Raw genomic sequence first — 23,743 nt, forward strand, 5'->3', positions numbered from 1 at the left:
TCAGAGGAAACAGACAGCACTCAGCCGATCTGCTCTTTAAGTTCCGCAAGCAGAGCGACCGCTTTGCCGATATCAGCCTTCTGCTGATCCCGTTGCTCGGGAATTTCACGTTCGATGGTCAAGGGGCCGGCATAACCGATTTCATCCAGCGTCCGCAGGTAAGTTCCCATGCCCACGTCACCGTCTCCCAAGGGCACTTCGGCTCCCCAGGCGGTTCCACGCTGACCCTCAGGTGCCCAGGTGGCATCTTTACAGTGCACGCTCCCCACCAGATGGCCGACGCGTTTCAGAGCTGCGATCGGATCTCCCGTCCCGTACAGGATCATGTTGGCAGGATCGAAGTTGATTTTCAGGTTATCTCGGGCCACGTCGCCGATGAAATCGAGAAGGTGATCTGCCGATTCCTGCCCCGTTTCCAGGTTCAGATTCTGACCATTGACTTTCACGTGATCCAGCAGTTCCTGCGTAGTCTTCACCAGGTCTTTGTAATCGTCGGATTCACGATCTTCCGGAACGAAACCGATGTGCAGCGCCACGGTATCACATCCCAGTAACCGGGCGAAATCGGAAATCTCTTTCATCTCCTCCAGGCGGGCAGCCCGGGTTTCTGCGGGAACCAGACCGACGGTCTTCTTGGTCTCTTCGATACTGGCGTAGCTCTCTCCGTCAAAACCACCGAACACGCACGTCAGTTGAATCCCGGCGTCGTTGCATTTTTTGATGAATTCTTCGGCAACTTCCTTTGTTCGGGTCTGCTTGTGGGGCGCGTGAATCTGAATCGTGGGGATTCCTAACTCCTGGACGACGTCGAAGTGTACCCCCAGTCCCGCGTCGACAGATGCGAATACACCAATAGGCCATTTTTCCATTCTTTTGCCTCCCCAAGTGGTTTTTTATCTAAGTCTCAAGTTGTTCGGTTTGCATCACAAAACAGGCCCCCGCCTCTCGGGAACCTCACCTCATCATAAGGACATCATCCCGGATTCACAAACCACGACCTCGGTTTCTTAACAAAAAAAAGAAACACTTTTGCGAATGTATTTTCCAACTTCCCCCGTCTATTGTTTCCCGCACGACTCCTCTTATAATGGAGCCTGCTTGCAACGATTGCCCCAGATTAATTAAGTCGGCCCGACCACTGAAAGGATACCGCTCATGATTGAAATCAAAAAAATCCTCATCCCTACAGACTTCAGTGAACCCTCACAGGCCGCTACTCAATATGCTGTCGAACTGGCCCGGAAATTCGGTGCCCAGCTGCACCTGCTCAATGTCATTGAAGACCCTGTGGTCTACATGCCCATGTTCGAGAGCTATTCCCTTCCCCCCAAGGAAGACTTCGAAAACTTCGCCAAAACCAGGCTCGACAACTGGATTCTGGACGAAGATAAAGAGGGCCTCGATCTGGTCACGCACTGGGTGCACGGCAATCCCTTTGTTGATATCCTGAAATACGCAAAAAACGAAGACGTCGACCTGATCGTCGTCGGCACACACGGTCGTTCCTTCGCTGCACACCTGCTGCTCGGAAGTGTAGCAGAAAAGGTGGTACGCAAAGCTCCCTGTCCGGTGCTGACCGTCCGCCCCAAGGGACATCAGTTTATTCACCCGTTGCAGGACGAAGCCTGATTCGGCGTGCTGACTCAGCCTGTTGACAATGTGTTTCCCGCTCGGGGAGCGCATGCAGATAACCCAGGGACACTCACTTCGTGATTGGCGACTCATCACATCCTTCGGAAAGCCGGATCCCCTTCTATGGTAAGCTGTTCAGCCTGATCGCTTTCGTGGTCATTCTGAATCTGCCGACTCCGGAAGATATGTCTGCCTCCGCGCAGCGTCTGGCCGCAGTCACCGTACTAATGGCGATCCTGTGGATGACACAGGCACTCCCCATCGCCGCCACCAGCCTGATCCCCCTGTTTGCTTTTCCCCTGTTCGGCATTCAGAATCCGGCTGAAGTCAGTCAATCCTACATTAATCAGAATATCTTCCTCTATATGGGCGGCTTTATCATCGCCCTGGGCATTGAAAAGTGGGGCGTGCATCGACGCATCGCCCTGCATACGATCAATGTCGTCGGTTCCAGTCCCCGTCGAGTCGTATTGGGTTTCCTGTTCGCTACCGGCTTTCTCTCGATGTGGATCAGCAACACCGCCTCCACACTGCTGATGCTCCCCATCGGCATGGCGATCATCGGTTCCATGACCGAACTCTCCCTGTTCGATTCCGACGTCGATTCTGCAAAAGCCATCCGACACTTTTCCGTCGCACTTCTGCTGGGCATCGCCTATTCCGCAAGTATCGGAGGTGTCACGACTCTGATCGGCACACCAACCAATATCGCCTTTCAGCAGATCTGGCTCTCACAGTTTCCCCAGGGGCCCCAGCTCTCGGCAGGGGAGTGGATGATCATGGTCGTTCCGTTTGGCGTCACCTTTATATTGATCACCTGGCTGGTACTCTGCTGGAAAATGCCCCACCTCTCCAGTTCAAAAGGTTCTTCGAGAAATATCATCCACGAGCAGATTCAGAAACTGGGGCAACCTACCCGTGCAGAAGTGCTGATGCTCATCGTCTTCGCCACGACTGCCATTCTCTGGGTCACGCGGAAACCGCTGATCTTTGGAGAATGGGAGCTGCTGGGGGGCTGGGAACAGTTACCGATTCACTTCCTCATCAAATGGGGCATTCCCACAGAAAAAGCCTCGAGCTGGGTGCATGACTCCACCGTCGCTATGGGCATGGCCATCCTGATGTTTGCCATTCCCGCCTGTAAATCAGAAGATGGCAAAACAGAATACCTGATGGACTGGGATACCGCAGAACGACTTCCCTGGGGTGTGCTGCTCCTGATCGGGGGTGGCTTCGCAATCGCGGGGGCATTCAAAACAACCGCACTTTCCAACTGGGTTGGGCATGAATTCTCCCAGCTGATTGCCGGCTGGCCCGCCTGGGCCCTGGTCCTGGCGGCCTGCCTGATGCTCACCTTCCTGACCGAATTCACGTCGAATATCGCCACTGTGAACACCGTCCTGCCGATCCTGGCAGCCGCTGCCATCAGTCTGGAAATCGATCCGCGGCTGATCATGATCCCGGCCGCCATCTCCGCCAGCTGCGCTTTCACCATGCCGATCGCCACGCCTCCCAATGCAATCGTGTTCGCCTCGGGAAAGATCAAAATGTCGGACATGCTGACCTATGGCATCATTCTGAATCTGATCGGAGTCGTGCTGCTTACCGCCTTCATGTTCTTCTACTTCATGCCGCAGATGGGCATTCAGCCGGGAACCGTGCCCGACTGGCTCCACTCCCGCTGATCGTAGAACCGGATCGCTTATTTACCGATGCAAAACTTGCTGAAGATGCGATCCAGAATATCATCGGTATAAACCTGACCGACGATCGAGCCCAGATGCTGCAGCGCTTCGCGGATTTCAATCGCCACCAGTTCTTCTCCCAGCTGCATCTCTGCCGCCTCTTCCGCAGCCTGGAGTGACTGACCCGCTGACCGCAGACTTTCCCGGCACCGCGACGCAGTCGAACCGATCAACTGCCGCCCCCCCCGATGTGCTTCGGACAGACGCTCCAGAATCCGATCCTGCAAGGCCTCCAGTCCCGTCCCTTCCGCGACACTGATCTCCAGTTCGGCGTCAGCGGGTACAGCATGCTCTGAGTCAGCAGCAGGGGAGAGGTCACATTTGGTCCGTACCGTCAATACATTCCGCGTCTCAGCCAGTCGGGTACACTGTTCGCGATCCTCGGCCCTCAATTCAGACGGCAAATCCGCAGCCGTGCACCAGACCACTAGGTCCGCCTGCTGCGTTTGTGCCTGTCGAAAATTCTGGGCACTGACGGAGATCGCATGCGCCCCGGTTTCCAGGCCGGCAGTATCAATCAGGTGGATACTCTGTCCTTTCCAGTTAAGTGGCGTCACCAGATAGTCACGGGTCGTGCCTGCGACATCGGAGACCAGAGCCGCCTGGGCATCGCCGACCAGCGCATTATACAGGGTACTTTTTCCCGCATTGGGCAAACCGGCCAACACCAGCGACAGACTCCCGCTTGACTCCATGCGCTGGGCCGAGTCTGCATACAATTGCTCGCAGAACAGGCGAATCTGCTCCAGGCGGGAGACGAGTGTCGCGCGATCGATGAATTCGATGTCCTCTTCCACAAAATCGAGCCCCGCTTCCAGCTCGGCCAGCAGTTCCAGCAGTTCGATCCGCGCCCGACCGATGCGGGTCGACACACCTCCCGCCAGCTGACTGAGGGCCAGGTTCAGTTCTTCGTGGTCGTGAGCATCGATCACTCCCAGCACCGCTTCGGCCTGCATCAGATCGACGCGTCCCGCCAGAAAAGCCCGCAATGTGAATTCCCCGGGTCGGGCCATTCGCGCTCCCTGGGACGCGAGTTCCTCGATCGCAGCTTCCAGCAAAGGCGGGGCACTGACTGTGTGAAATTCCGCCAGGGGCTGGCCCGTAAAACTTCGCGAGGTCGGCCAGTAATAGAGTGCCCCGGGCAATCGGGTCTCTGACCCTGCCAGCTTCAGCTCCCCGGGATGTCGCATCGCCCGCCGAGGCTGCTGCTGCCAGTCCGCATCCGATTCAAAACAGGCTGACAGATAGGGGAGAATCTCACTGCCACTGATGCGAATCAGGCCCGCTGCGCCTGCTCCGGGAGCAGACGCCAGTGCCACAATCGTGTCATCAAACTGCAGATTCATGTCGCGTCTCTCAGGAACGCCTGACTATCGACGTTTCTTGGACTTCTTGCCGGGGCCTTTGTCGCCGGATTTCTGATCGCGCTGCTTTTCGTTCAGAGCAGCCTGGGCCTGGGCCTGGTCGGCGATCTCCTGCAGCCGGGCAAACCAGCCTTTCTTCTCAGGTTTGTCGTCTTTTTCCTTTGTCTTCTTATCCTGTTTCTTATTGGAAGAAGACTTCTTCGATTCCGCAGTGACGTCGATTACATTCGGATCAGTCGTCGTGGCCGGACGACGCTTTGCCTGGAAATCCAGCAGCTTGCGTTCACAGATCCCCCACAGGCTGGAAGCGATGAAGTACACACACAGACCGGCCGGAACGCGATAGAACAGAAAGCCCATCCCGATCATCATGTAGTTCATGATCTTGTGTTGCAGTTCCTGATCCTTGTCCGTCGGAGGCGGCATGAACAGTTTCTGCTGCACTACGAACAGTCCTACGGTAATCAGCGGCAGCAGGTTAAAATTGTCCCCCAGAATCGGCAGATTGAACGGCAATTTGAAGAGGGCATCGGGGGCCGCCAGGTTGTCGATCCAGAGGAAAGGGGTGCCTCGCAGCTGGACGGCATTATTCAAAGCGGTATACAGGCCAAAGAAAATCGGCAGCTGCAGGAAGATGGGCAGACAGCCTGCCAGCGGGTTGTAGTTGTTCTTGCTGAACAACTCCATCTGTGCCCGTCCCATCTTTTCGCGGTCATCGCCAAATTTCTTTTTGAGCTCCGCGATCTGGGGCTGCAGTTCTTTCATTTTCTGAGCACCAAGGGCCTGCTTCCGCGAGAGAGGATACAGACTTCCCCGCACCATGACGGTCAGACAGACAATGGCAATCCCGTACGAAAGACCGATACTATGCAACGTGGTCAGCAGCCATAACATCAGCTTGGCAACGGGACCAAAGAATCCGAAATCCATAATCTCGGCCGCTTTCAGGGGAGGCCCGAGCAGTGATTCACGTTTGGGGCCGGCATACAGCGCGTAACTGTGTTCCGTCTCACCACCGGCCGGCAGTTCGATCTCTTCAGAATTCACCTTAATGGTCACGCGGCTCTGCGCTTCGTTCTTGACATTCTGCTGAATGAGCACAGGTTCCACGCTGGCAGAATAATTCGAACGCATCTCGCCGTTGACCAGCTCGGGTTTAAAATTCTTCCCGTCCGGTGAGAGCAGGGCGGCAAAATATTGAACGTCCACACCTGCGAACTGAAACGCCCGCGTGTACTTCTCCACGTTCTTCGCCTGAACCTCTTCGATAATGTCTGGTGCATTTAAGGTTTCAGTATCGATACTCATATCGTTCTGCAGGAAGCCAATACGCACATCGCGAAACTTACGCGTATTGTCCGCATTCTCCAGGGGAATCCCGACCGGCCCCAGCAGCTGATAATCCAATACCTGCCCCTGCGAACTCTCATTGATCAACTTCAGATCGAAATGGATCAGGTAACCGGCCTGTTTGGTATTCCGGAATTGGCGAAAGTCTTCGTCCGGGGGCACCGGATATTTCTCGAGTCTGAATACCTTATGAACCTCGATACTCCCATCCGGGGCCGTCAGCCCCAGGTGCACCGCTTGAATGATCTTGGGATCATCCGGATCTTTGATCTCTTCCAGAACTTTCCAGTCCGTCCGACGCGTGTTGGTGAGGAAGGGTTCCAGCTTCTTATCCAGCTGTTTCATCTCGATCTGCAGCGACCGTGAAACTTCTTTGGCGCCACTGAATTCATCCAGCACTTTCAGAGGCTTCTTTTTGTCGTTCAGATCGCGATAGAGAGGATCGTTCAAAGAGGCTTCCATCACAGCAGCCCCTTGAGTGGTGATCTTCGCCTGCAGAAAGTAACCTGATTCCGGATCCAGTGAACCCAGCACAATCGTCCGCCGGGGGTTCCGGGCAAAGGCCGGCTTCTGTTCTTTCGGCTGCTCAGGCTGAGGCTTGACCTCTCCGTCTTTGAGCGGTTTCTGCGCTACCAAGGGCAGGTCCTGTTCCAGTCCATCCTGCTCCGGCTCATCCTGCGCAGGCGCATTCTCTGCCTGCTGTTGAGCAGCAGGTTGAGGGGGGGGAGCAATGCGGGGGAAGATAAACATCTGCCAGACAAAAATGACCGTAGCCGACAGTGTCACAAAGAGTAAAAGTCGTTTTTGTTCCATGATTATCGACCGTCTCGCAGACGGTCGCCCAAAAAGTTATCTAAATCAGGGATATCGTAAATCTTCTCGGCAGTTGTGTTGAAATCGTATTCAACTCTGCAGAACGTGACCTTCTCATCATCGATGATCACGTACGAAGAGCGACTGTCTGCATCGCGGGGCTGTCCGACCGAGCCCACGTTGACCAGGAATTTTTCTTCACCGAAGGGGTAAACGTAATCGATTTCATCCGGAGCAAGAAAATTCATACTTTCTGTGAAAACTCCGGGAATATGAGTGTGCCCCTGAAAACAGTACTGGTCTACCAGGCCGAAGATACGTTCCATTTTCCGCTGGTTATAAATGTCTTCAGGAAAGACGTATTCATTCAGCGGATTCCGTGCAGAACCGTGAACGAACAGCAGTTTGTCTTCGCGGATCATCCGGGGCAGTTCACCCAGAAAATCCCAGCGGTCCTGGTTTTTGTTGGCATCGCCGGTTTCCAGCATCCGCCGCGTCCAGAAAATTGCGCGTTCGGCCCCGGCATTAAAGCCTTCCGGATCAAATAAGGCTGCCTGATCATGGTTACCCAGCAGGGATTTCTTGCACCGTTTTCTGACCAGATCGATGCACTCCCGTGGATTGGGTCCATACCCGATGATATCGCCCAGGCAATAAATCTCACTGATCTCACGGCGGTCAATGTCAGCCAAGACAGCTTCCAGCGCTTCGAGATTACCGTGAATATCACTAATTATCGCTCTTAACAACGGACAACTCCCACTTTGTTTGACCGGGAACACCAGTTCGAAAGACTACCCAGGCGGATCGCTTTTACGGAGCATGACCACCAGAAGTTCTCACCAGAAAAAAACTGTGACGGGCCAGATCTGTCAAAACAGACATGATTGCCTTTGAGCAATGAAAGCCCGCCAGGTGACTGCTGAAGAAATAGAAGCCGCTACCTGCAACGGGACACTGAGTCTGACCGGGTCTGACAAAAGATCACTACAGTTCTGAGAGACCGTCTCAAATCTTTCCACCAAAGTCCCAATAGTAGCAGTACAGGGGCACCATCTCAAGGCTCTGTTTACAGTTATCATTCGTAACCTGTCAGTAAATCTTCTGATTTCGACTTACTTTTCTGCGTTACTCAGCCTGGTTTTCCCGATTCATGACTGAAAAACACACCAAAACACATTCAGATTGTCACAAACAGCGACACTTTCCGCGTGGGAATTGAGAGAAAACATGGGAACCACAGGTAATCCTGGCAATTTATTGTTTCCGCTAACGGATTCCCTGCCTGTAACAGCTGTAACTCTCACAGCAATTCTAGGGCCCACTTTCGCTGCTGCAACACCGCTTTTCATTCCCTGCAATCATTCCAGACGCTGTAACCGGCTGGTACCGAAACCAAAACCATGACCATGCGACCAGTAAACTGAATTTCAAAGCTGAAAACGAAAGACAACTGATTCCGAAAAACAACGGCACACGCCTGCCACATGTTGCCCATGTGAAACCTGTGTTCTATGTTTTGATATCCCTTCATGATGATTGCCTCCCAGTTTTCGACTCGGGCAAAGCCGTTCACCGGGCCGGTGGACACGGAGCTTGAATCGAAAATCCGGACTCGTTACGTGCTCCTCCCGGGGCAGGTGACTGATTCAGCAATCTGCGCTGTCGCATTCCAGTTGAATTTTGACAGTGCCAGACACTGGCTTCAGTGAGATCCAGCAATACAAATTGACTTTGATCCATCAAACCGGTTGTACGACGATTACAACCCTACATGCACCTTTTGGCGAGACATAATTCAATGAAGACAAATTCAGGCTCATTACTGGTAGTCGATGATGACCAACATATTCTGGAAGCGATGGCAGATTATCTGCGCAGTCTGGGGCACCGTACGGAGACCTCACTGACCTGCCTGGATGCCATTGAACGTCTGAAAGAATTTCCGTTTCAGGTCGTGATCTGCGACGTCAATCTGCCCGACCAGGATGGATTCCATTTACTGGAATGGGTACAGCAGAATGCCACTGATACCGCCGTCATCATGCTCACCGGCTATGGAACCATTGAAAGTGCAGTGGAAGCCATTCGCCTGGGCGCTTTTGAATACCTCACCAAACCGGTCATTGATGAAGAACTCAGCCTGACCATCGAACGCTGCCTCGATCAGCGTCAGGTGGTGGAAGAAAACAAATCACTGAAAGCCCAGCTCGATCAGCGGTACGGCCTGTCCAACATTGTCGGCCAGGACTACAAAATGCAGAAGATGTTCGACCTGATCGAAAGCGTCGCCGACACCCGCACCACAGTACTCATCCTCGGTGAAAACGGGACCGGAAAAACCATGACGGCCCGCGCGATTCACCAGTTGAGCGATCGTGCCAACAAACCGTTTGTCGAAGTCGCCTGCGGGGCACTGCCGGACACCTTGCTCGAAAGCGAACTGTTTGGACACAAAGCCGGATCGTTTACCGGGGCCACTCACGATAAAATCGGTAAGTTTCTCCAGGCCGACGGAGGCACCCTCTTCCTGGACGAAATCGCGACCGCCTCTCCCAGTCTGCAGGTCAAACTGCTGCGGGTTCTGCAGGACCGCGAGTTCGAAGCCGTAGGCGATACCAAAACACACTCCGTCGACATCCGCCTGATTCTGGCCACCAACCAGGACCTGGAAGAGATGGTCGCCAAAGGGGAGTTCCGCCAGGACCTCTACTACCGCATCAACGTGATCACGCTGACGCAACCGGCTCTGCGGGAACGCATGAGTGATATTCCTCTGCTGGTCGAACATTACCTGAAGGTCTATAACGAACAGGTTGGCAAAGCGATCAATGGCTTTGACCCTGCCGCCATGCAGGCCATGCTGAAATATTCCTGGCCGGGTAACGTGCGGGAGCTGATCAATGTCATCGAACGCTCGGTCGTCCTGTCCAAAGGGGACTACATTCGCGTACACGACCTGCCCGAACAGATTCGTCAGGAGCAGTCTTACTCGCTCTCGACCGAAAACCCCAGTGGGGGTAGAAGCTCACTGAAAAATGCCCTCGCAAATCCAGAGCGACAGATCATCATCGAAGCCCTGGAAGCCAATGGCTGGAACCGGCAGAACACTTCCAAAGCCCTGGGCATCAATCGCACAACGCTCTATAAGAAGATGAAAAAATATGACATCGACTTTGAAAAACAGCTGATGCACTAAGCCAACGACCGGGAAGTACTCCCACACAGGTTCATCTGACTCTCCTGAACCGGAAAGCACGTCTACCAGGCGTGCTTTTTTTACGTACACCGCACAGGCAGGATTTCCATCAAATCAGTAAAAACGAATAAAGTTAGCTTTATATACCTGTTTTTACATGCCAGATCTGCCGATATGTTGAGGAGACAAATTGCAGTTTCTGACGAAACAGGCGAAAAAAACGCTTAATTATCTCATTTTCAGGAGGGGGAAAAAATGAGGTTCGCGCTGCTTGTATGTTCCACGTTCGTGATCCAGATCTGCGGATCGGCAATTTTCGCCGAAGAAGCGGAAGCACCTAAAACCCTGGAAGAAGTCTTTCGTGAATCTGCGCCGGCACTCGATCCGGCACCGGCACCACCTCTGTCAGATCCCGCGACACCATCTCAGTTGCCTCTGGAGTCTCGAGTTCCGCAGATCGCAGCCCCCGCTGCCCCAGCAATCCCAGCACAAGAGCTTACCACCTGTCCTGGCGGTACCAGTTGCAACTGTGGAACCTGCAACTGCCAGACACCTGTCTGCGGCTGCGATTCCTGCGTCTGCAATTCCTGTCAGACCTGCACAATCTGTGACCGGATTCCGCTGCTCAACCGCTTTCCCAGCGATCGCTGCTTCGACGACTTTATCATGCCGGTCAGTAACCCCGTCTGGTCTATTGACCCGCGTTCCCTGACCTACGTCAGAGGTATCTTCATCAACCAGATGATTGACGCCCAGACGCCTGTGCTCGGTGCAGGGGACCTGCAGGTTTACGCACTGCAACTGGGGATCGCCCTTAACGAACGTCTCTCGGTCATCGCCGTCAAAGACGGATACAATACTCTGCAGACGCGGGGCATCGGCAACCGGACCGGCTGGGCTGACATCGGACTGGGACTGAAGTATGTTCTGATCCGCGATGTGGAAAATCAGTTCCTGCTCTCAGGTGGATTGATCTACGAAGCGACCAACGGTAGTTCGCGTGTCTTCCAGGGGAACGGCGACAGCGTCTGGACCCCATATCTCTCCCTCGGGAAACAGATCGGCGCCGGCCATTTAATCGCTTCGACCGGTTACCACCTTCCCGGCGACACCGCAGAGGAATCGCAGTCGATCTATTACAGCGTGCACTATGACCACCCTGTCACCAGCAAACTGTCCGCACTGGCAGAACTCAACGGAATCGTTTACACCAAAAGTGGACAGGCTCTGCCCCTGAACATTGAAGGGGGAGACTGGATCAACCTGGGGTCATCCAGCGTGGCCGGTAACAATGTCCTGACCTTCGCCTTTGGTGCCAACTACCGCTTTAATGACTGTCTGTCCTGTGCAGCCGTCTGGGAGTTTCCGCTGTCCAACCGGAAAGACCTGCTCGACAGCCGTACGACTGCGACGTTGACGCTGATGTTCTAACAGAACGACTTCGATTGAAAGGCAGTCACTCGGCGGAGGCAGCCTGTCGGTCACGGACTGTCTGTTCGAGTTGATCCAGCACTTCATCGATTGTCAGGCATGAGGTATTGATTTCCACCGCATCGTCGGCCGGTTTTAACGGGGCGACGGTGCGGCTCTCATCCCGCTGGTCGCGCTGATAGATCTGCTGCAGGATCTCTTCCAGCGTGATTTTTTTATCCTGAGCCTGCATTTCATCATACCGCCGGCGGGCTCGTTCCTCGGGATCAGCGATCAGGAAGAACTTGCAGAACGCATTCGGAAACACCACCGTTCCCTGGTCTCGTCCTTCACTGACGATATCAACACCTTCCGCTGCCTGTCGCTGCAGATAGACCAGCGCTTCGCGGACCGCGGGGTATTGCGCCACCTGCGATGCGGCATCCGTGACCGCAGCGGTCCGGATCGCCTGGGTCACATCCGCACCATCCAGGATCACATGCGATTCGGAGAAAGAAATGCGGATCTGCCGGCTCACGTCAACCACCGCCTGTTCGTCTGCCGGATCGATGTCCCGCTGCAGCACCGCCAGGGCCACACACCGATACATGGCGCCTGTATCCAGGAATTCGAAGCCCAACCGCTGAGACAGGCCCCGCGCCGCGGTACTTTTGCCCGAACCTGCGGGACCATCAATTGTCACGATCATCTGTCAGTGCGACTCCTCAAAGAAAATTTCGATCTCGGCAATTTCATAGAGTGACATTTCCACCAGCACCGCATCCTCTTCTATGGGAAGTTCGACCACCGTTTTGCCATGAAAATCGCGCTGCCGGGCACTCACGGGAGTTTTGAAACACCGCAGTTTAATCGAACGATGCACGCCTTCGGTCTCGATCAGGCGGATGGCAAATCCATTGCGGGATCGCGCGCCATTGGACTCATCCTGTTTCAGATCCATCACCCGGGTGATCTGCACATTGCTCGTCGACACATGGAACAGCCAGCCCTGATCTCCCATCCGGGGCGGACCTGCGGGACTGGAAAACTGACCTGCCGGCACCATTACGTTGCGGGCCAGTTGCATCGGGAAATTCTGATTCAGGGCAATCGAAAACTGAAACTCCCAGCGTGATTCTCCTTCCACCACCAGCATGCTGTCGAGCATTCTCGGACCGGTTTTGCGATGGAAGGGGAGCCCGTGATTCAAAATCGTCACCCGTTCTTCGCCCTCCGCGATTTCGAAATAATGTGGTCCTTCAAACCGCTCTCCCTGAAACGCGTGGGCACTTTCCAGCAGCGACCGTGTCAAAGACGCAGTGCTGTCTCCCCAGGCGAAACGGGATGCATAATAGTGATCCCAGGGATTTCCTTCAGGCTTTACCTGCGCGTTCAGTTCGATCTTTAAATCGAGAATCGGACGTCCCCGCCACAGTTGAAAGGTCTGTCGGAACGTCGCCAGCGCATTCCCGCTGACCTGGTCGTACAACTCCCCGGTCGTGACGATTTCTCCCATTCCCGGGCCGGCACACGTCAGTTCCGCCTGCACACCGCGAATCGCGGCATACGGCGTTTTCTCGTCCCAGTCCCCCAGGGGATCGGGGCGGGGGATATTCCGCTGATAGGGGAAGCGATACGCGAGCTGCTGACTCAGCCGGTTCGGCTTGCGTCCGTATTCCTTGATCTGCGCGATGCCCCCCGTCTCCTCGTGGATGTGCACTTCGAAGAATTCATTTCGCAACAACAGCGGCTCGGCAATCGGGACGTTGCTTTTCACCGTAGGGGCCGGAGACTTCCCGGGCTGCAGCCAGACAAAGCCGGCTCCCGGAATTTCCACCACTGCTTTTTTGCGTTGTTCGTCGAACTGGGTCGCTTTGATGTAATCTCGCGCCTCCGGCTCATGGGGAAAGTCCGGCAGATCAACCACCACACGACGATTGAATGAGAGCGAGTTCAATAACAATACGCCCGACTGTGCTGGGTCGGCTCCCTGCAGAATGATCTCTGACAGCTGACTCACACCCGCTTCATGAAAACCGGCCAGCGCTTCACTCGCAGCCTGAACCGTCGCTTCTTCTGCATCGGGGTGTGCGTGTTCAATCTGTTCTTCCAGCTTGCACAGTGCCGCTTCCTGAATGGGCTTACCATAAATCGCCTGCGCGACTGTCTGGAACCAGCGACCGGCGGTGAACTCATCATGCCTGTGGAAATAATCGATGAAGCGACTCAGGGGATCCGGCTTCCGCATCGCCACCAGCTGGCTTAAAAAGGGCGAGAGATATTCGCGCGCATCATAGGAAGAATGTCGTCCCGAGGATTCCGTGTTCTGAAAAAAGTCGTTTAACAGGACAAAGCTACCCAGCACCGGCGCATAGCGATGGATGCGTTTCAGATCCTGATAAAACGGTGATTTCACTTCTGGCCAGCGGGCAAACATCAGGGCACCGACCTGATCCTCTTCCATCGATTCCGCCATCCGCTGTGGAAACCGCAGGTAGCTCGCAGCCCCTTCCGCTGACATCGGAATCCGGGAATAGGCGTCGAGAATCGTGCCGTCCGCTCCTTCCCAGTGTATCTTGCTCTGTTCATAATCCGGATAAACCCCGTCGTCCAGCACCAGGTGCAGGGCGGAGTGAAAACCCGAACGATGCAGAAGCATCGGCAGCAAGGAGGCCAGTCCGAACCGGCGGCGGGCCCAGGTGGTCGGTGCGCGTCCAGAGATTTCGCGGATCGTCTCGGTCCCCGCCTGTAACTGCCAGATCAAAGATTCCACGGCGATCACGGGGGTCGCGATTTCTTCCTGCTCACCACCGATCACTTCCGTCTCCAGGTTTTCGCAGCTCTTCTTCAGAACGCTGATCAGTTCCGGATTCTGTTCTGCAACCGTTTCCAGGTCCTGTGCGGTGATCAACAGATTCAGAGGCTGTTCATCAGCAATCGCGGCCTGCAGGCTGTCATTGGCCCATTCCGGAGCCACCAGGCAGAGATCGATCAGGTAACAGTCAATCGGGTAGAACCGCTCACGGTTCTCCAGTAACACTTCAAAACAGGCTTTGAGGTGGGCCCGGGCTGCTTCTTCGTCATTCGCCAGTGCTGCATCCGCGGCAGCAATTGCTTCCCGCTGAATCGTCGCTTCATCCAGGCTACTGAAGTGATGCATGCACCGCGTCAGCAGCTCCAGCTGGATATAACAGAACCCCAGCGCATAAAAATCAGCCACCAGTTCCGACGAGATCTCCACGGCCGATGCAGGTCCGGTCTCAGCTGCATCTGCTTCCGGTGCTTCGTCAGTGGAGTGTAGGGGAGCCAGCGCCGCTGCTGTATATTCGTCCCTTTGAATTTTCCCGCTGACTACGGTCGCGCCGTTGGCTTCTGCTTCCTCAATCCAGCCGTAAGGCAACCAGTCTTCAGAAGTCTTGGGCACCAGCAACAGACGATCAGCCAGAAACTGAGGTGGCTCATCGGAACGGTGCCAGCTGGGAATCACCCGCGTGGAGGCCAGCAGCTCTGGATGCCAGGCCACAGCAAACGCATTCAGCAGACTCTCTGCTTCTTTTTCATCCAGCTCAGTTGGAAAATCATCCAGACTGTGGCAGGGAATCAAAATTACAATATCATTGTATGTCATTTCACTGCAATACTTTACAGAAGAAAAAACAATCGAGGATCAACCGCAGAGCTGTGTGACGACACAGCCGGTTACGGCCAATTAGCATACGTAAACTGGTACTGAGTATCCATAGCACAGATTCCTGCAGGTACCAGAAATCCCAAATGGATGCTGAAACAATACTTAAACACAGCCCTGTTTTTCAGGCTCACTAGCAGATTCTGAACGACTCTGTGTTATTCCGACTCCTGAAATCCAGCAATCATTCTGGAAAAATCGTACGAAAAATGATCTTTGCGGGAACTTTTCGCCCCCAGGGATCCGTCCAACAAAGCGAGAGGCAGAAAAACAGGTCATCTGACAGGCACGAAATCAGTCAGTTTTGACCTTGGTTCGGGCTTCCAGTTACAGGGAGTAGAATGATAAAATTTGATGAAGTCGAATGCAAATATCGATATTTCATTGACTTCAGGCAAAACCCTGTGATAGCCTTATGTTAGGGAATTATCTCTATCGATTTTTTCCTGACCTGTCTCTATAGAAATAACTGATATCTGATACTTCCGTTTTCCTGAACAAGCTCTCTCAAACAGGCGGCGGAAATTCACCTCGTACAATCAATTTCGCAACACGATTCGCAAGCACTCTGATCGAACAGATTCCCGTTCGACCAGGTAGCAGGAGTAACCAGACACATGGCAGACAATCAAGCTGTTTGGGGCATTGAAATTGGACAGGCCGGTTTAAAGGCCATCCGACTGCGGTACGCAGAAGCCGCTGATCAGGTAATCGCGGTTGCCTTCGACTATATTCCGCATCCCAAAATTCTCAGCCAGCCAGATGCGGTTCCGGATGAGTTAATCAGCCAGGCACTGGATACCTTCCTCTCCCGCAATGAAATCAAGGGAGACGTGATCGCCATCAGTGTACCGGGGCAGACTTCACTGGCACGCTTCATTCAATTGCCGCCGGTCCAGTCCAACCGTGTTCCTGAAATTGTCAAATATGAAGCCAAGCAGCAGATCCCTTTCGCCCTGGAAGATGTCATCTGGGACTACCAGCCTCTGGGAGGCGGTATTGAAGAGGGGGGCTACATGCTGGATGCCGAAGTCGGTATCTTCGCCATGAAACGCGACCAGGTCCTGAAAACCCTGCAACCGTTTATCGACCGTAAAGTCGAAGTCGAACTGATCCAGATCGCTCCGTTGGGTCTGTACAACACGCTCTGTTACGATTCCCTCGGCATGCGTCTCAATCAGGACTTCGAAGGAAACCCGGAAGAGTCATCCATCGTCGTCGACATGGGAGCCGACAGCACCACGCTCATGGTGACCAACGGCAGCAAAATCTGGATCCGCAACGTTCCGATCGGCGGCAACCACTTCACTCGTGCTTTGACCAAGGAAATGAAACTCACCTTTGCCAAGGCCGAACACCTCAAATGTAATGCAACCCGCTCCGAAGACCCCCGTGCTGTCTTCCAGGCACTGCGTCCGGTCTTCAACGAATACGTCTCTGAAATTCAGCGTTCCATCGGTTACTTCTCCAGTGTGAACCGCGACGCCAAGATCTCCAAAGTCTACGGCACCGGGAACGGCTTCAAGCTGGCCGGCTTGCAGAAATTCCTGCAGCAGAACCTGCAGTACGAAGTCGAACGTCTGGATGACTTCCAGGGACTGGTCGGGGATGCCGTGTTAAACGAACCTCTGTTCCAGGATAACATCCTCACCTTTACGGTGCCCTACGGAATTGCCCTGCAGGCACTCAAACAGACCACGATTCGCACCACGCTCCTGCCACCGGAAATCGCGACGGCCCGTAAGATTCGCCGCAAAAAACCGTGGGCAGTGGTCAGCGCTGCCGCATTGATGGTCGGCCTGTGTATCTCAGCCGTCGGTTACAGTAACGTTGCCAATTCTGTCAGTAAAGATCGTTTCGGCGAAGCAGAAACGAAAGTCAGTAACCTCACCGGGGAGGTTGGTCGTTATAAAACCGACTACGACTCTGCCGCAGGAGAGTTTACCACCCTGGTCGAAAACGGTAACAAACTCGTCTGGAACCTCGACACGCGTGAGGACTGGCTCGAAGTTTACAAAGCCATTGATGAATGTCTGCCCCGCGATGTCGGTGATGAAATCGACAACGAACAGATTGCCCAAAGCAATCGCATCAAACTGCCCGGGATCACCGTCGCGCATCACAAGGATCTGGCACAATGGTTTGAGAAACTCTCGCCCCGTGTCAAACCGACGATGTCTCCCATCGATCAGAATACACCGCCCGAAGGCGAAGGCTATGTCTTCACTCTGACCGGCGTGCATTACCATAACGATGAGTCAAAACCCACGGGTGTAGGTGTGTTATACGTCCACGACACCCTGCTCAAGAACCTGCAGTCCTGGACCGTCAAAAACCCGAACTCTCAAGAGGTGGATGTCCGCAAAATGGGGATCTCTCACGCGGTGATCCTCGAGGACCGAGTCGACCCCTTCAAATACTATCCCTATGGGAAACCTCCGGGAGCGCGAGGTATGGACGGCGGCATGGACCGCGGTTTCGCCGGCCTGGGTGCACGACCAGGCATGAGTGCTCTCCCCGGAGAGGATGCCGGGTTCGGCGCTGCTCCGATGGGTCCCATGGGACGCTCCGGAGTTCGTCCGCGGGTTCGTCCTGAAAAAGAAACGAAAATGATCCCGCTGAAGCAGACCAAATTCAAACTGGAATTTATCTGGAAACCAACGCCGGTACTGGAACGTCAGGAAAATCCTCCTGAAGCACCAGCCGCTGAGGGGGGAGAAACACCTTCTGAAGGTGGTGAAGCGCCTCCCGCATAAGCGTCGACAACAGCTGAAACTGTCGTCAGAACAACATTGAAGTTCATGTCAAACTGAAAACATATTGATTCTCTTCGGAGTGTAGAGGAAACCACAATGGATAAATTGAAACCTCTGATTACTCATAAATTCTGGATTATCCTGTTCATCGCACTCATCCTGCCAGTGGTAGGCTGGAGCATGGCTACAGGCAGCCTGGCTAAGGAGATCGATGAGCGTAAAACCGCCATCGATAAAGCCTTCACCGATGCCCAGATCCAGCCGAACCCGCCGAATGACACCTGGTCCAGTGCTCTCCGGGAAATCAATAAACAAAAAGAGAACTACATCGGCACTTCTAAAAAATTCGTCTGGGAAAAGCAGAAAGAGCTGTTTGTCTGGCCTCCCTCAATCCAGGCCGAACTGGATAAACAAAAAACTCCTTATCGTGGTACGATCAACAACGTAGCACTCAACCTCTACCGCAGTGCCTACAAATTTGAAGTCATGCGGGCGCACAAAGTAGTCAACCCTTTCGACATGCGAGAGGGAACGGGAACAGTCGATCTCAAAGTCCAGGTACTCCCCCACGTCCCCTTGTCCAAGTGGCAAACGCTGCCCCCCACCTCGGAAGAGATGTGGAATGCGCAGGAAGACATCTGGCTGACCACTTCCATCCTCGAAGCGATCGCCAAAGTCAATAAAGGAGCCGCTAACATCAGTGAAGCTCCTGTTCGCCAGATCACGGTGCTGCAGTTGCGCGGGGGAACCCCCGGCGATGACGGCAGTGCTCCCGCTGGTGGCGGCATGGAAGGGATGGAGGGCATGGACCCTGAGATGATGGCCGGTGGCGGTGGCATGTTCGGCGGCGGCAGCGGCGGCAGCGGCGGTGGAGGTATGACTGCTGGTATGGAGGGAGGCAAAGCCGGCGGTATCTCAGTCGATGTCGATATGGATCTGGTTAAAATCTTCGGCAACGATGTGGACGGCTCTGCCGGAGGTGGCGACGGCGGTATGAGCGGCGAAATGCCCGCTGAAGACATGGGAATGGTCGGCGGCCTGGGAGGCGGCAGCGGCGGTATGGGCGGATCACAAAACCTGAAGCGTTATTACAACGAAGAAGAAGAGCTCCCCTACAAAACCCGGGCTTTCTACCTCAAAGCCACGATTCAATCTTCTAAACTGCCCGACCTGCTGGCTTCGTTAAGCAGCATGCCCTGGCCTACAAAAATTGTCCGGGTCCAGCGTGCTTCCATGTTTGATGACAATATGAGTCCCATCGTTTCCAACACTGGCGGCGGCGCCATGCGGGGAGGAATGGGTGGCTCTGGCGGCGCTGAAAGCTTTAATGCCGATTCCGGTTTTGGCGGCAATGACTTTGGCCCCGCTGCAGGAGGGGCCGGTGGCTTTGGCTTTGAAGCCGAAACGGGTGGCATTTCTGGCGGGCTCCAGCCCGGCGCAGAAAACCGCAGTCTGCTCGATGCGGCCCTGAATGATCCGGAACTGGCAGTCGTTACCGTTGCCGGACTGATGACACTCTACAAACCTTATGTTCCCCCGGAAGGATCAGAAGAAGCTGCCCAGAATGATGGCAACCAGCAGCCTGCCGGTCAGCCGGGAGAAAATCCTGACGGTCAACAGGCCGATCCTGCAGCGACAGCAGATACTCCCGCGACAGAAACACCGGCTGCCCCCGGTGCCAGTCAGCCTGCAGCGAACGGCCAGGAAACACCGGGAACGACTCCTGGCCAGCCGGCAACACCGCCTGCAGCACAACCGGGAAGTAATCCCGCGGAGCCGGGCGCCAATACGAACAGTCCCCCTGCAGGACAACCTGCCGCAGGAACACAACCAGATACAAACCAGCCCCCTCAGAACGCAACGCCCTCTGAACCAGCTGGAAACCAGTAGTACAAGAATGATCTGAACCTGAAGTTAATCAGAGACAGTAAAACTCACTTAACGGAGAAGGTCCCGTGAAAAACCTGATGTCCAATCTCAAAGGAATGAATTACAAAGAATTTGCAGTGAACCATGCGGAAAAAATCGTATTGGGCTTCGTTGCATTGTTTGTAGTATTCGCCATCTTCACCTCGAAATGGACGACCGAACAACGGACGCCCCAGGAATTAAACCAGAAGGTGGATACTTCCGAAGCAATGGTTGCCAACAGCCAGTGGCCGGAAGACAAACGGAAAGAATTCCTCAAGCAGGATGATTTACGGGAAAAAGTCCGGCAACTGATGATCGAAGGAGTTTCGGTCGCCCCGTATGTCTACTCCACAGAGCTGGATCGGCCGATCTATGCGAAAAAAGAACGTGCCAAAGAAGTGGACTGGCTGCCTGTGGAAGAGCTGGTTGCCTCCTACGGACGCTTCATCATGATGACCCGTCCGGTAGATGCAGCCGCCACCGAAGGATCAGACAGTGCTAAGGCTGGCGCTGAAACGGAAAAGAAGAAACCAGATGAACCCGAATACGATGCTTTCAAACGCCGTAGCACCGCCGGTGTGGGGGGTATGGAAGGCATGGCAGGTGCCCCCGGCGTCTCTTCAGGTCTGACCTTCGGCACCATTCCCGGCGAAGCTGAAATGATGGCCGCTGGCCCCGGTAGTTATGACCCGGGCATGGTCCCCGGCGATATTGCAGGGGGGCTGCCAGAAGACCCTGCCATGATGGGCATGGAAGGCGGCATGGGAATGGCCGGCCCCGCCCGTGAAGGCCGCGGTCTGCGGTTCATCGCTGTCCGTGGCGTCTTTGACCTGGCCACTCAGCAGGATAAACTCGAACGCTCCCTGGGAGATGCCTATTCGCTGCAGAACATGCAGACCGGCAAGATCCTGGAATTCCTGGACTTCGAACTGGAACGCAAAAAAGCAGTTTCCGGCAACGATCCCTGGGCAGGTCCCTGGGAAAAGGTCGACATCCAGGTTGCCATTGATACTCTGAATGAAAGTTCCGACTTTGATCCGGAAGTCGTTAACACCGGGATTACCGACCGTGTCTTTACCATGCCGCTGCCCAGCCGGATCGCCGGGTTCTGGTACAAGGTCGCCACTCATCCCCGTGTGGAAAATTTCACACTCAGCCAGGAAGAAATCGAACAGGAACTGGAAATCAACCGCCGCTTCCTGGATCAGTACAAGAAAACCCACGCCAGCGAACGTGTCTTCAAGGAAAAACAGAAAGGCTTCTCCACACTGCAGCTCGACATGCGGGGCATCCGCAGCGACTTCATGTACGGCAGCCAGCCTGAAGCAATGGATAACGTCCTCGATGGCATGGTCGATTCCATGCAGCAACAGCAGCGTCCTGGTGAAGAATTCGATAAGAAGAAATTCATTCAGAAGCTGAAAGCGAACGTCACCGCTGCCGGCCGCCTGTTATTGTTCCGCTACTTCGATTTTGACCTCCACCCCGGCGACACTTACAAGTATCGCGTCCGACTGGTCGTGCGTAACCCCAATTATCAACGGCCGATTGAAGAAGTGGTTCTGCCTGCTGTGGCTGAAGGGGAAACACGTATGACTCCCTGGAGCAACGAGACAGCCGCTGTCACCGCTGAAGAAGACGTGCACTACTATCTGCAGAATGTAAAGCCTCCTCGCGGCATCAATGGGACTACCGCCAACTTTGAAGTCTTTCAGTGGTATCCCAAAACCGGTACGACCATCCATTCTTTCCTGAAAACAGCCGTGGGTGATGAAATCGGCGGTGAGCAGGTCACAGAACTGTATGATGTTGCCAAAGAAGAATTCGATGAGAAAGCCACGGTCGAATTTGACACGCAGAACTATCTGGTTGATGCGGTCTCTTCGCCTTCCATTCGCCTGGAAGACCACCCGGACCTCAACCTGCCAGCCAATACTCGCGGCAATCTGCCCATTGATGCAGAAGCCATCATCGTGGATAACTTCGGAAACCTGAAAACGTCACTTCCAGCAGCCGCTTCTCAGGATTATGAAACCGTCAAGGCACGGTTCGGTCGCGAACGCAAGAGCCTCGAATGGGTGAAAGAAGCCACCGAAGCCCGCGAAACAGCACCGACCGACGGCATGGATTTCGGCCTGGAAGGCGGCATGAGCGCGGACTTCGCCGGTCTGGAAGGAGAGATGATGGCTCCCTCCAAAAAGGATAAGAAAAAGAAACGAAAACGGAATCCCATTCGTGTGGGACCATAACCGTCGACTGAGCATCTGAAGGGGAAGGGGAACTCTGTTTCCTTTCCCCTTTTTTGTTGCGCTCGGAGACGGACAGTCCGAGGCGATCTGCCTGAGCCCGGCAGGGCGGTCTAGCACGAGCCAGACATCAGCACTTCATCGGTTGTTCCCAGCAGCAGTTCCCGCATTTCGGCTGCGATAAAGAAAGACCCTGTCACACAGATCAACGTTTTCTCCGTCGCTTCTGACCGGGCCCGCAGCCAGGCCGCTTCAGGACTCGTGGTTACCAACAGGTCCGACTCATTCCCGATCTCTCGCTGAATTTCCCTGGTAATTTCATGCAGTTCTTCTACTGGGATCCGCCGCGGATTAGAAAGGTACTGCGTCAAAATGACTGTCTGAAAATGCGGGAGCAGCGTCCGCAGCATCTCCTTCACGTCCTTGTCCCGCGTTACCGCAAAGATCAACACACGGTCCGGTTCGGAAAAACCGGCGGCCAGGGTCTCGACAAGAGCTTCGATCGAAGCACCATTGTGGGCTGTATCCAGCACGACCGGTGGCTGCTTCTGGACCACCTCGATCCGTGCTGGCCATTTCAAATCGATCATCCCTTTACGTAACTGCTCCAGAGGCATCTCGGTTCCCTGGTGGCGCAAATAATCCAGGACGGTCACCGCCAGGGTGGCATTGATCGCCTGATGCGTTCCCAGCAGGCTCACTGGAATCTGTTCCAGCACCGACCAGGGAGTCTTTACCTGGATCTGCTGACAGGGCAGACCTGAACCAGCTGCCAGAATCGGCTCCCCGGCAACATCCTGCTGCTCACCAGCAAAATCACGGTGTAACAGATAGAGCGGTGCCTGTTTTTCGAGGCTGATCTCCTCCAGTACGGCAATTGCCTCCGGCTGTGTCACACCACTGAAAACGGGAATTCCCGGTTTAATGATGCCTGCCTTCTCCCGGGTGATCTGCTCAATTGTGTTACCGAGCAGCGCAGTATGGTCGTAGCTGATATTTGTAATCACGGTCGCCAGTGGTGCACAGACATTGGTAGAATCCAGGCGGCCGCCGAGTCCGACCTCCATCACTGCGAAATCCACCTGCCGGCGGGCGAACTGCATCCAGGCCAGCGCCGTGGTCAGCTCAAAAAAAGTCGGACTGAGACCCTTGGACTCCTGATCCAGCTGCAAGACGACCTCGGAGAGTTCCGTCACCAGTTCCACCAGTTCTTCCGGTTCCAGCTGCTGACCATTCACCAGAATCCGCTCCTCGTAGCAGGTCACATGGGGAGACGTAAATAATCCCACACGATAACCGGCAGCCGAGAGCATTTCTGCCATCATGACAGAGGTAGAGCCTTTCCCCTTGGTCCCGGCGACATGGATTGTGGGCACGCGCGTCTGTGGATTCCCCAGGCGTTCCAGAAACTCCTGCATTCTGCCCAATTTGAAATCTTTGGTGGAATATTTGCTACTCCCCATCCGTTCATAATTGAGACGACCAAATAGAAAGTCCAGACTACGCTGGTATCTTTCTGCCAAGACTCCCATGTCAGGCAGTATCCTTATCTAACGCAAAAAATGATCTGTTCACTGTCGAGACCGGCTCGAAACCAGGCCCGTTTCGAATCTCGTGCACTTCTGGCTG

General features: G+C 54.5%; 14 protein-coding genes. 7 read left to right on the forward strand and 7 right to left on the reverse strand.

Annotation, left to right across the window (positions count from 1 at the left end):
- Window positions 1-20 precede the first annotated feature (20 nt).
- Window positions 21-869, reverse strand: coding sequence for a sugar phosphate isomerase/epimerase family protein (locus Enr10x_RS10390; protein WP_145108328.1), 849 nt, complete (start codon window positions 867-869; stop codon window positions 21-23).
- Between the two features lie 286 nt (window positions 870-1,155).
- Here Enr10x_RS10390 and Enr10x_RS10395 point away from each other — a divergent pair, with 286 nt between their 5' ends.
- Together Enr10x_RS10395 and Enr10x_RS10400 are read left to right on the forward strand one after the other, a co-directional pair.
- The gene (locus Enr10x_RS10395) at window positions 1,156-1,629 is read left to right on the forward strand and encodes a universal stress protein (RefSeq protein ID WP_145108325.1); all 474 of its coding nucleotides are present in this window, start codon (window positions 1,156-1,158) and stop codon (window positions 1,627-1,629) included.
- An 80-nt stretch (window positions 1,630-1,709) separates the two neighbouring features.
- A complete protein-coding gene (locus Enr10x_RS10400; RefSeq protein ID WP_145449000.1) occupies window positions 1,710-3,317 on the forward strand; it encodes an SLC13 family permease in 1,608 nt (535 codons plus the stop codon).
- A gap of 17 nt (window positions 3,318-3,334) precedes the next feature.
- On the opposite strand, the gene Enr10x_RS10405 is transcribed toward Enr10x_RS10400, so the two are convergent.
- From Enr10x_RS10405 to Enr10x_RS10415, 3 genes are read right to left on the reverse strand one after another with little or no spacing between them, the layout of a single operon-like run.
- Entirely contained in the window at window positions 3,335-4,723 is a 1,389-nt protein-coding gene (locus Enr10x_RS10405) for a tRNA modification GTPase (protein ID WP_145449001.1), read from the reverse strand.
- Between the two features lie 24 nt (window positions 4,724-4,747).
- Window positions 4,748-6,904 carry a YidC/Oxa1 family insertase periplasmic-domain containing protein gene (locus Enr10x_RS10410; RefSeq protein WP_145449002.1) on the reverse strand — a complete coding sequence of 719 codons (2,157 nt, stop codon included), beginning with the start codon at window positions 6,902-6,904 and terminating at the stop codon, window positions 4,748-4,750.
- Between the two features lie 2 nt (window positions 6,905-6,906).
- On the reverse strand, window positions 6,907-7,653 hold the full coding sequence (locus tag Enr10x_RS10415) for a metallophosphoesterase family protein (protein WP_145449003.1): 747 nt from the start codon (window positions 7,651-7,653) through the stop codon (window positions 6,907-6,909).
- A gap of 1,052 nt (window positions 7,654-8,705) precedes the next feature.
- Here Enr10x_RS10415 and Enr10x_RS10420 point away from each other — a divergent pair.
- On the forward strand, window positions 8,706-10,103 hold the full coding sequence (locus Enr10x_RS10420; RefSeq protein WP_145108310.1) for a sigma-54-dependent transcriptional regulator: 1,398 nt from the start codon (window positions 8,706-8,708) through the stop codon (window positions 10,101-10,103).
- 255 nt (window positions 10,104-10,358) lie between these two features.
- Window positions 10,359-11,534: a hypothetical protein gene (locus Enr10x_RS10425; RefSeq protein ID WP_145449004.1), complete on the forward strand. Its 1,176-nt coding sequence runs from the start codon at window positions 10,359-10,361 to the stop codon at window positions 11,532-11,534.
- 25 nt (window positions 11,535-11,559) lie between these two features.
- Here the strand turns inward: Enr10x_RS10425 and cmk are convergent, their stop codons facing one another.
- Both cmk and Enr10x_RS10435 read right to left on the reverse strand, forming a co-directional pair.
- Entirely contained in the window at window positions 11,560-12,222 is a 663-nt protein-coding gene (cmk, locus tag Enr10x_RS10430) for a (d)CMP kinase (RefSeq protein ID WP_145449005.1), read from the reverse strand.
- Between the two features lie 3 nt (window positions 12,223-12,225).
- Entirely contained in the window at window positions 12,226-15,141 is a 2,916-nt protein-coding gene (locus tag Enr10x_RS10435; protein WP_145449006.1) for a glycoside hydrolase family 38 N-terminal domain-containing protein, read from the reverse strand.
- Between the two features lie 677 nt (window positions 15,142-15,818).
- Here Enr10x_RS10435 and pilM point away from each other — a divergent pair.
- The 3 genes from pilM to Enr10x_RS10450 all read left to right on the forward strand — a co-directional run bounded on the left by pilM (window position 15,819) and on the right by Enr10x_RS10450 (window position 22,117).
- A complete protein-coding gene (gene pilM, locus Enr10x_RS10440; RefSeq protein ID WP_145449007.1) occupies window positions 15,819-17,957 on the forward strand; it encodes a type IV pilus assembly protein PilM in 2,139 nt (712 codons plus the stop codon).
- A 96-nt stretch (window positions 17,958-18,053) separates the two neighbouring features.
- Complete coding sequence (locus Enr10x_RS10445; RefSeq protein WP_145449008.1) at window positions 18,054-19,847, forward strand: hypothetical protein; 1,794 nt, start codon at window positions 18,054-18,056, stop codon at window positions 19,845-19,847.
- A 77-nt stretch (window positions 19,848-19,924) separates the two neighbouring features.
- On the forward strand, window positions 19,925-22,117 hold the full coding sequence (locus Enr10x_RS10450; protein ID WP_145449009.1) for a hypothetical protein: 2,193 nt from the start codon (window positions 19,925-19,927) through the stop codon (window positions 22,115-22,117).
- 110 nt (window positions 22,118-22,227) lie between these two features.
- Here the strand turns inward: Enr10x_RS10450 and Enr10x_RS10455 are convergent, their stop codons facing one another.
- Window positions 22,228-23,646, reverse strand: a complete 1,419-nt coding sequence (locus Enr10x_RS10455; RefSeq protein ID WP_145449010.1) for a bifunctional folylpolyglutamate synthase/dihydrofolate synthase — start codon at window positions 23,644-23,646, stop codon at window positions 22,228-22,230.
- Window positions 23,647-23,743 lie beyond the last annotated feature (97 nt).

The organism is Gimesia panareensis (assembly GCF_007748155.1).
Taxonomy (GTDB): domain Bacteria; phylum Planctomycetota; class Planctomycetia; order Planctomycetales; family Planctomycetaceae; genus Gimesia; species Gimesia panareensis.

Bases quoted from the DNA above. Each gene is read 5' to 3' on its own strand.
- Enr10x_RS10390 (WP_145108328.1), bottom strand. From the start codon at position 869: ATGGAAAAATGGCCTATTGGTGTATTCGCATCTGTCGACGCGGGACTG.
- Enr10x_RS10395 (WP_145108325.1), top strand. From the start codon at position 1,156: ATGATTGAAATCAAAAAAATCCTCATCCCTACAGACTTCAGTGAACCC.
- Enr10x_RS10405 (WP_145449001.1), bottom strand. From the start codon at position 4,723: ATGAATCTGCAGTTTGATGACACGATTGTGGCACTGGCGTCTGCTCCC.
- Enr10x_RS10410 (WP_145449002.1), bottom strand. From the start codon at position 6,904: ATGGAACAAAAACGACTTTTACTCTTTGTGACACTGTCGGCTACGGTC.
- Enr10x_RS10420 (WP_145108310.1), top strand. From the start codon at position 8,706: ATGAAGACAAATTCAGGCTCATTACTGGTAGTCGATGATGACCAACAT.
- Enr10x_RS10425 (WP_145449004.1), top strand. From the start codon at position 10,359: ATGAGGTTCGCGCTGCTTGTATGTTCCACGTTCGTGATCCAGATCTGC.
- cmk (WP_145449005.1), bottom strand. From the start codon at position 12,222: ATGATCGTGACAATTGATGGTCCCGCAGGTTCGGGCAAAAGTACCGCG.
- Enr10x_RS10435 (WP_145449006.1), bottom strand. From the start codon at position 15,141: ATGACATACAATGATATTGTAATTTTGATTCCCTGCCACAGTCTGGAT.
- pilM (WP_145449007.1), top strand. From the start codon at position 15,819: ATGGCAGACAATCAAGCTGTTTGGGGCATTGAAATTGGACAGGCCGGT.
- Enr10x_RS10445 (WP_145449008.1), top strand. From the start codon at position 18,054: ATGGATAAATTGAAACCTCTGATTACTCATAAATTCTGGATTATCCTG.
- Enr10x_RS10450 (WP_145449009.1), top strand. From the start codon at position 19,925: ATGTCCAATCTCAAAGGAATGAATTACAAAGAATTTGCAGTGAACCAT.
- Enr10x_RS10455 (WP_145449010.1), bottom strand. From the start codon at position 23,646: ATGGGAGTCTTGGCAGAAAGATACCAGCGTAGTCTGGACTTTCTATTT.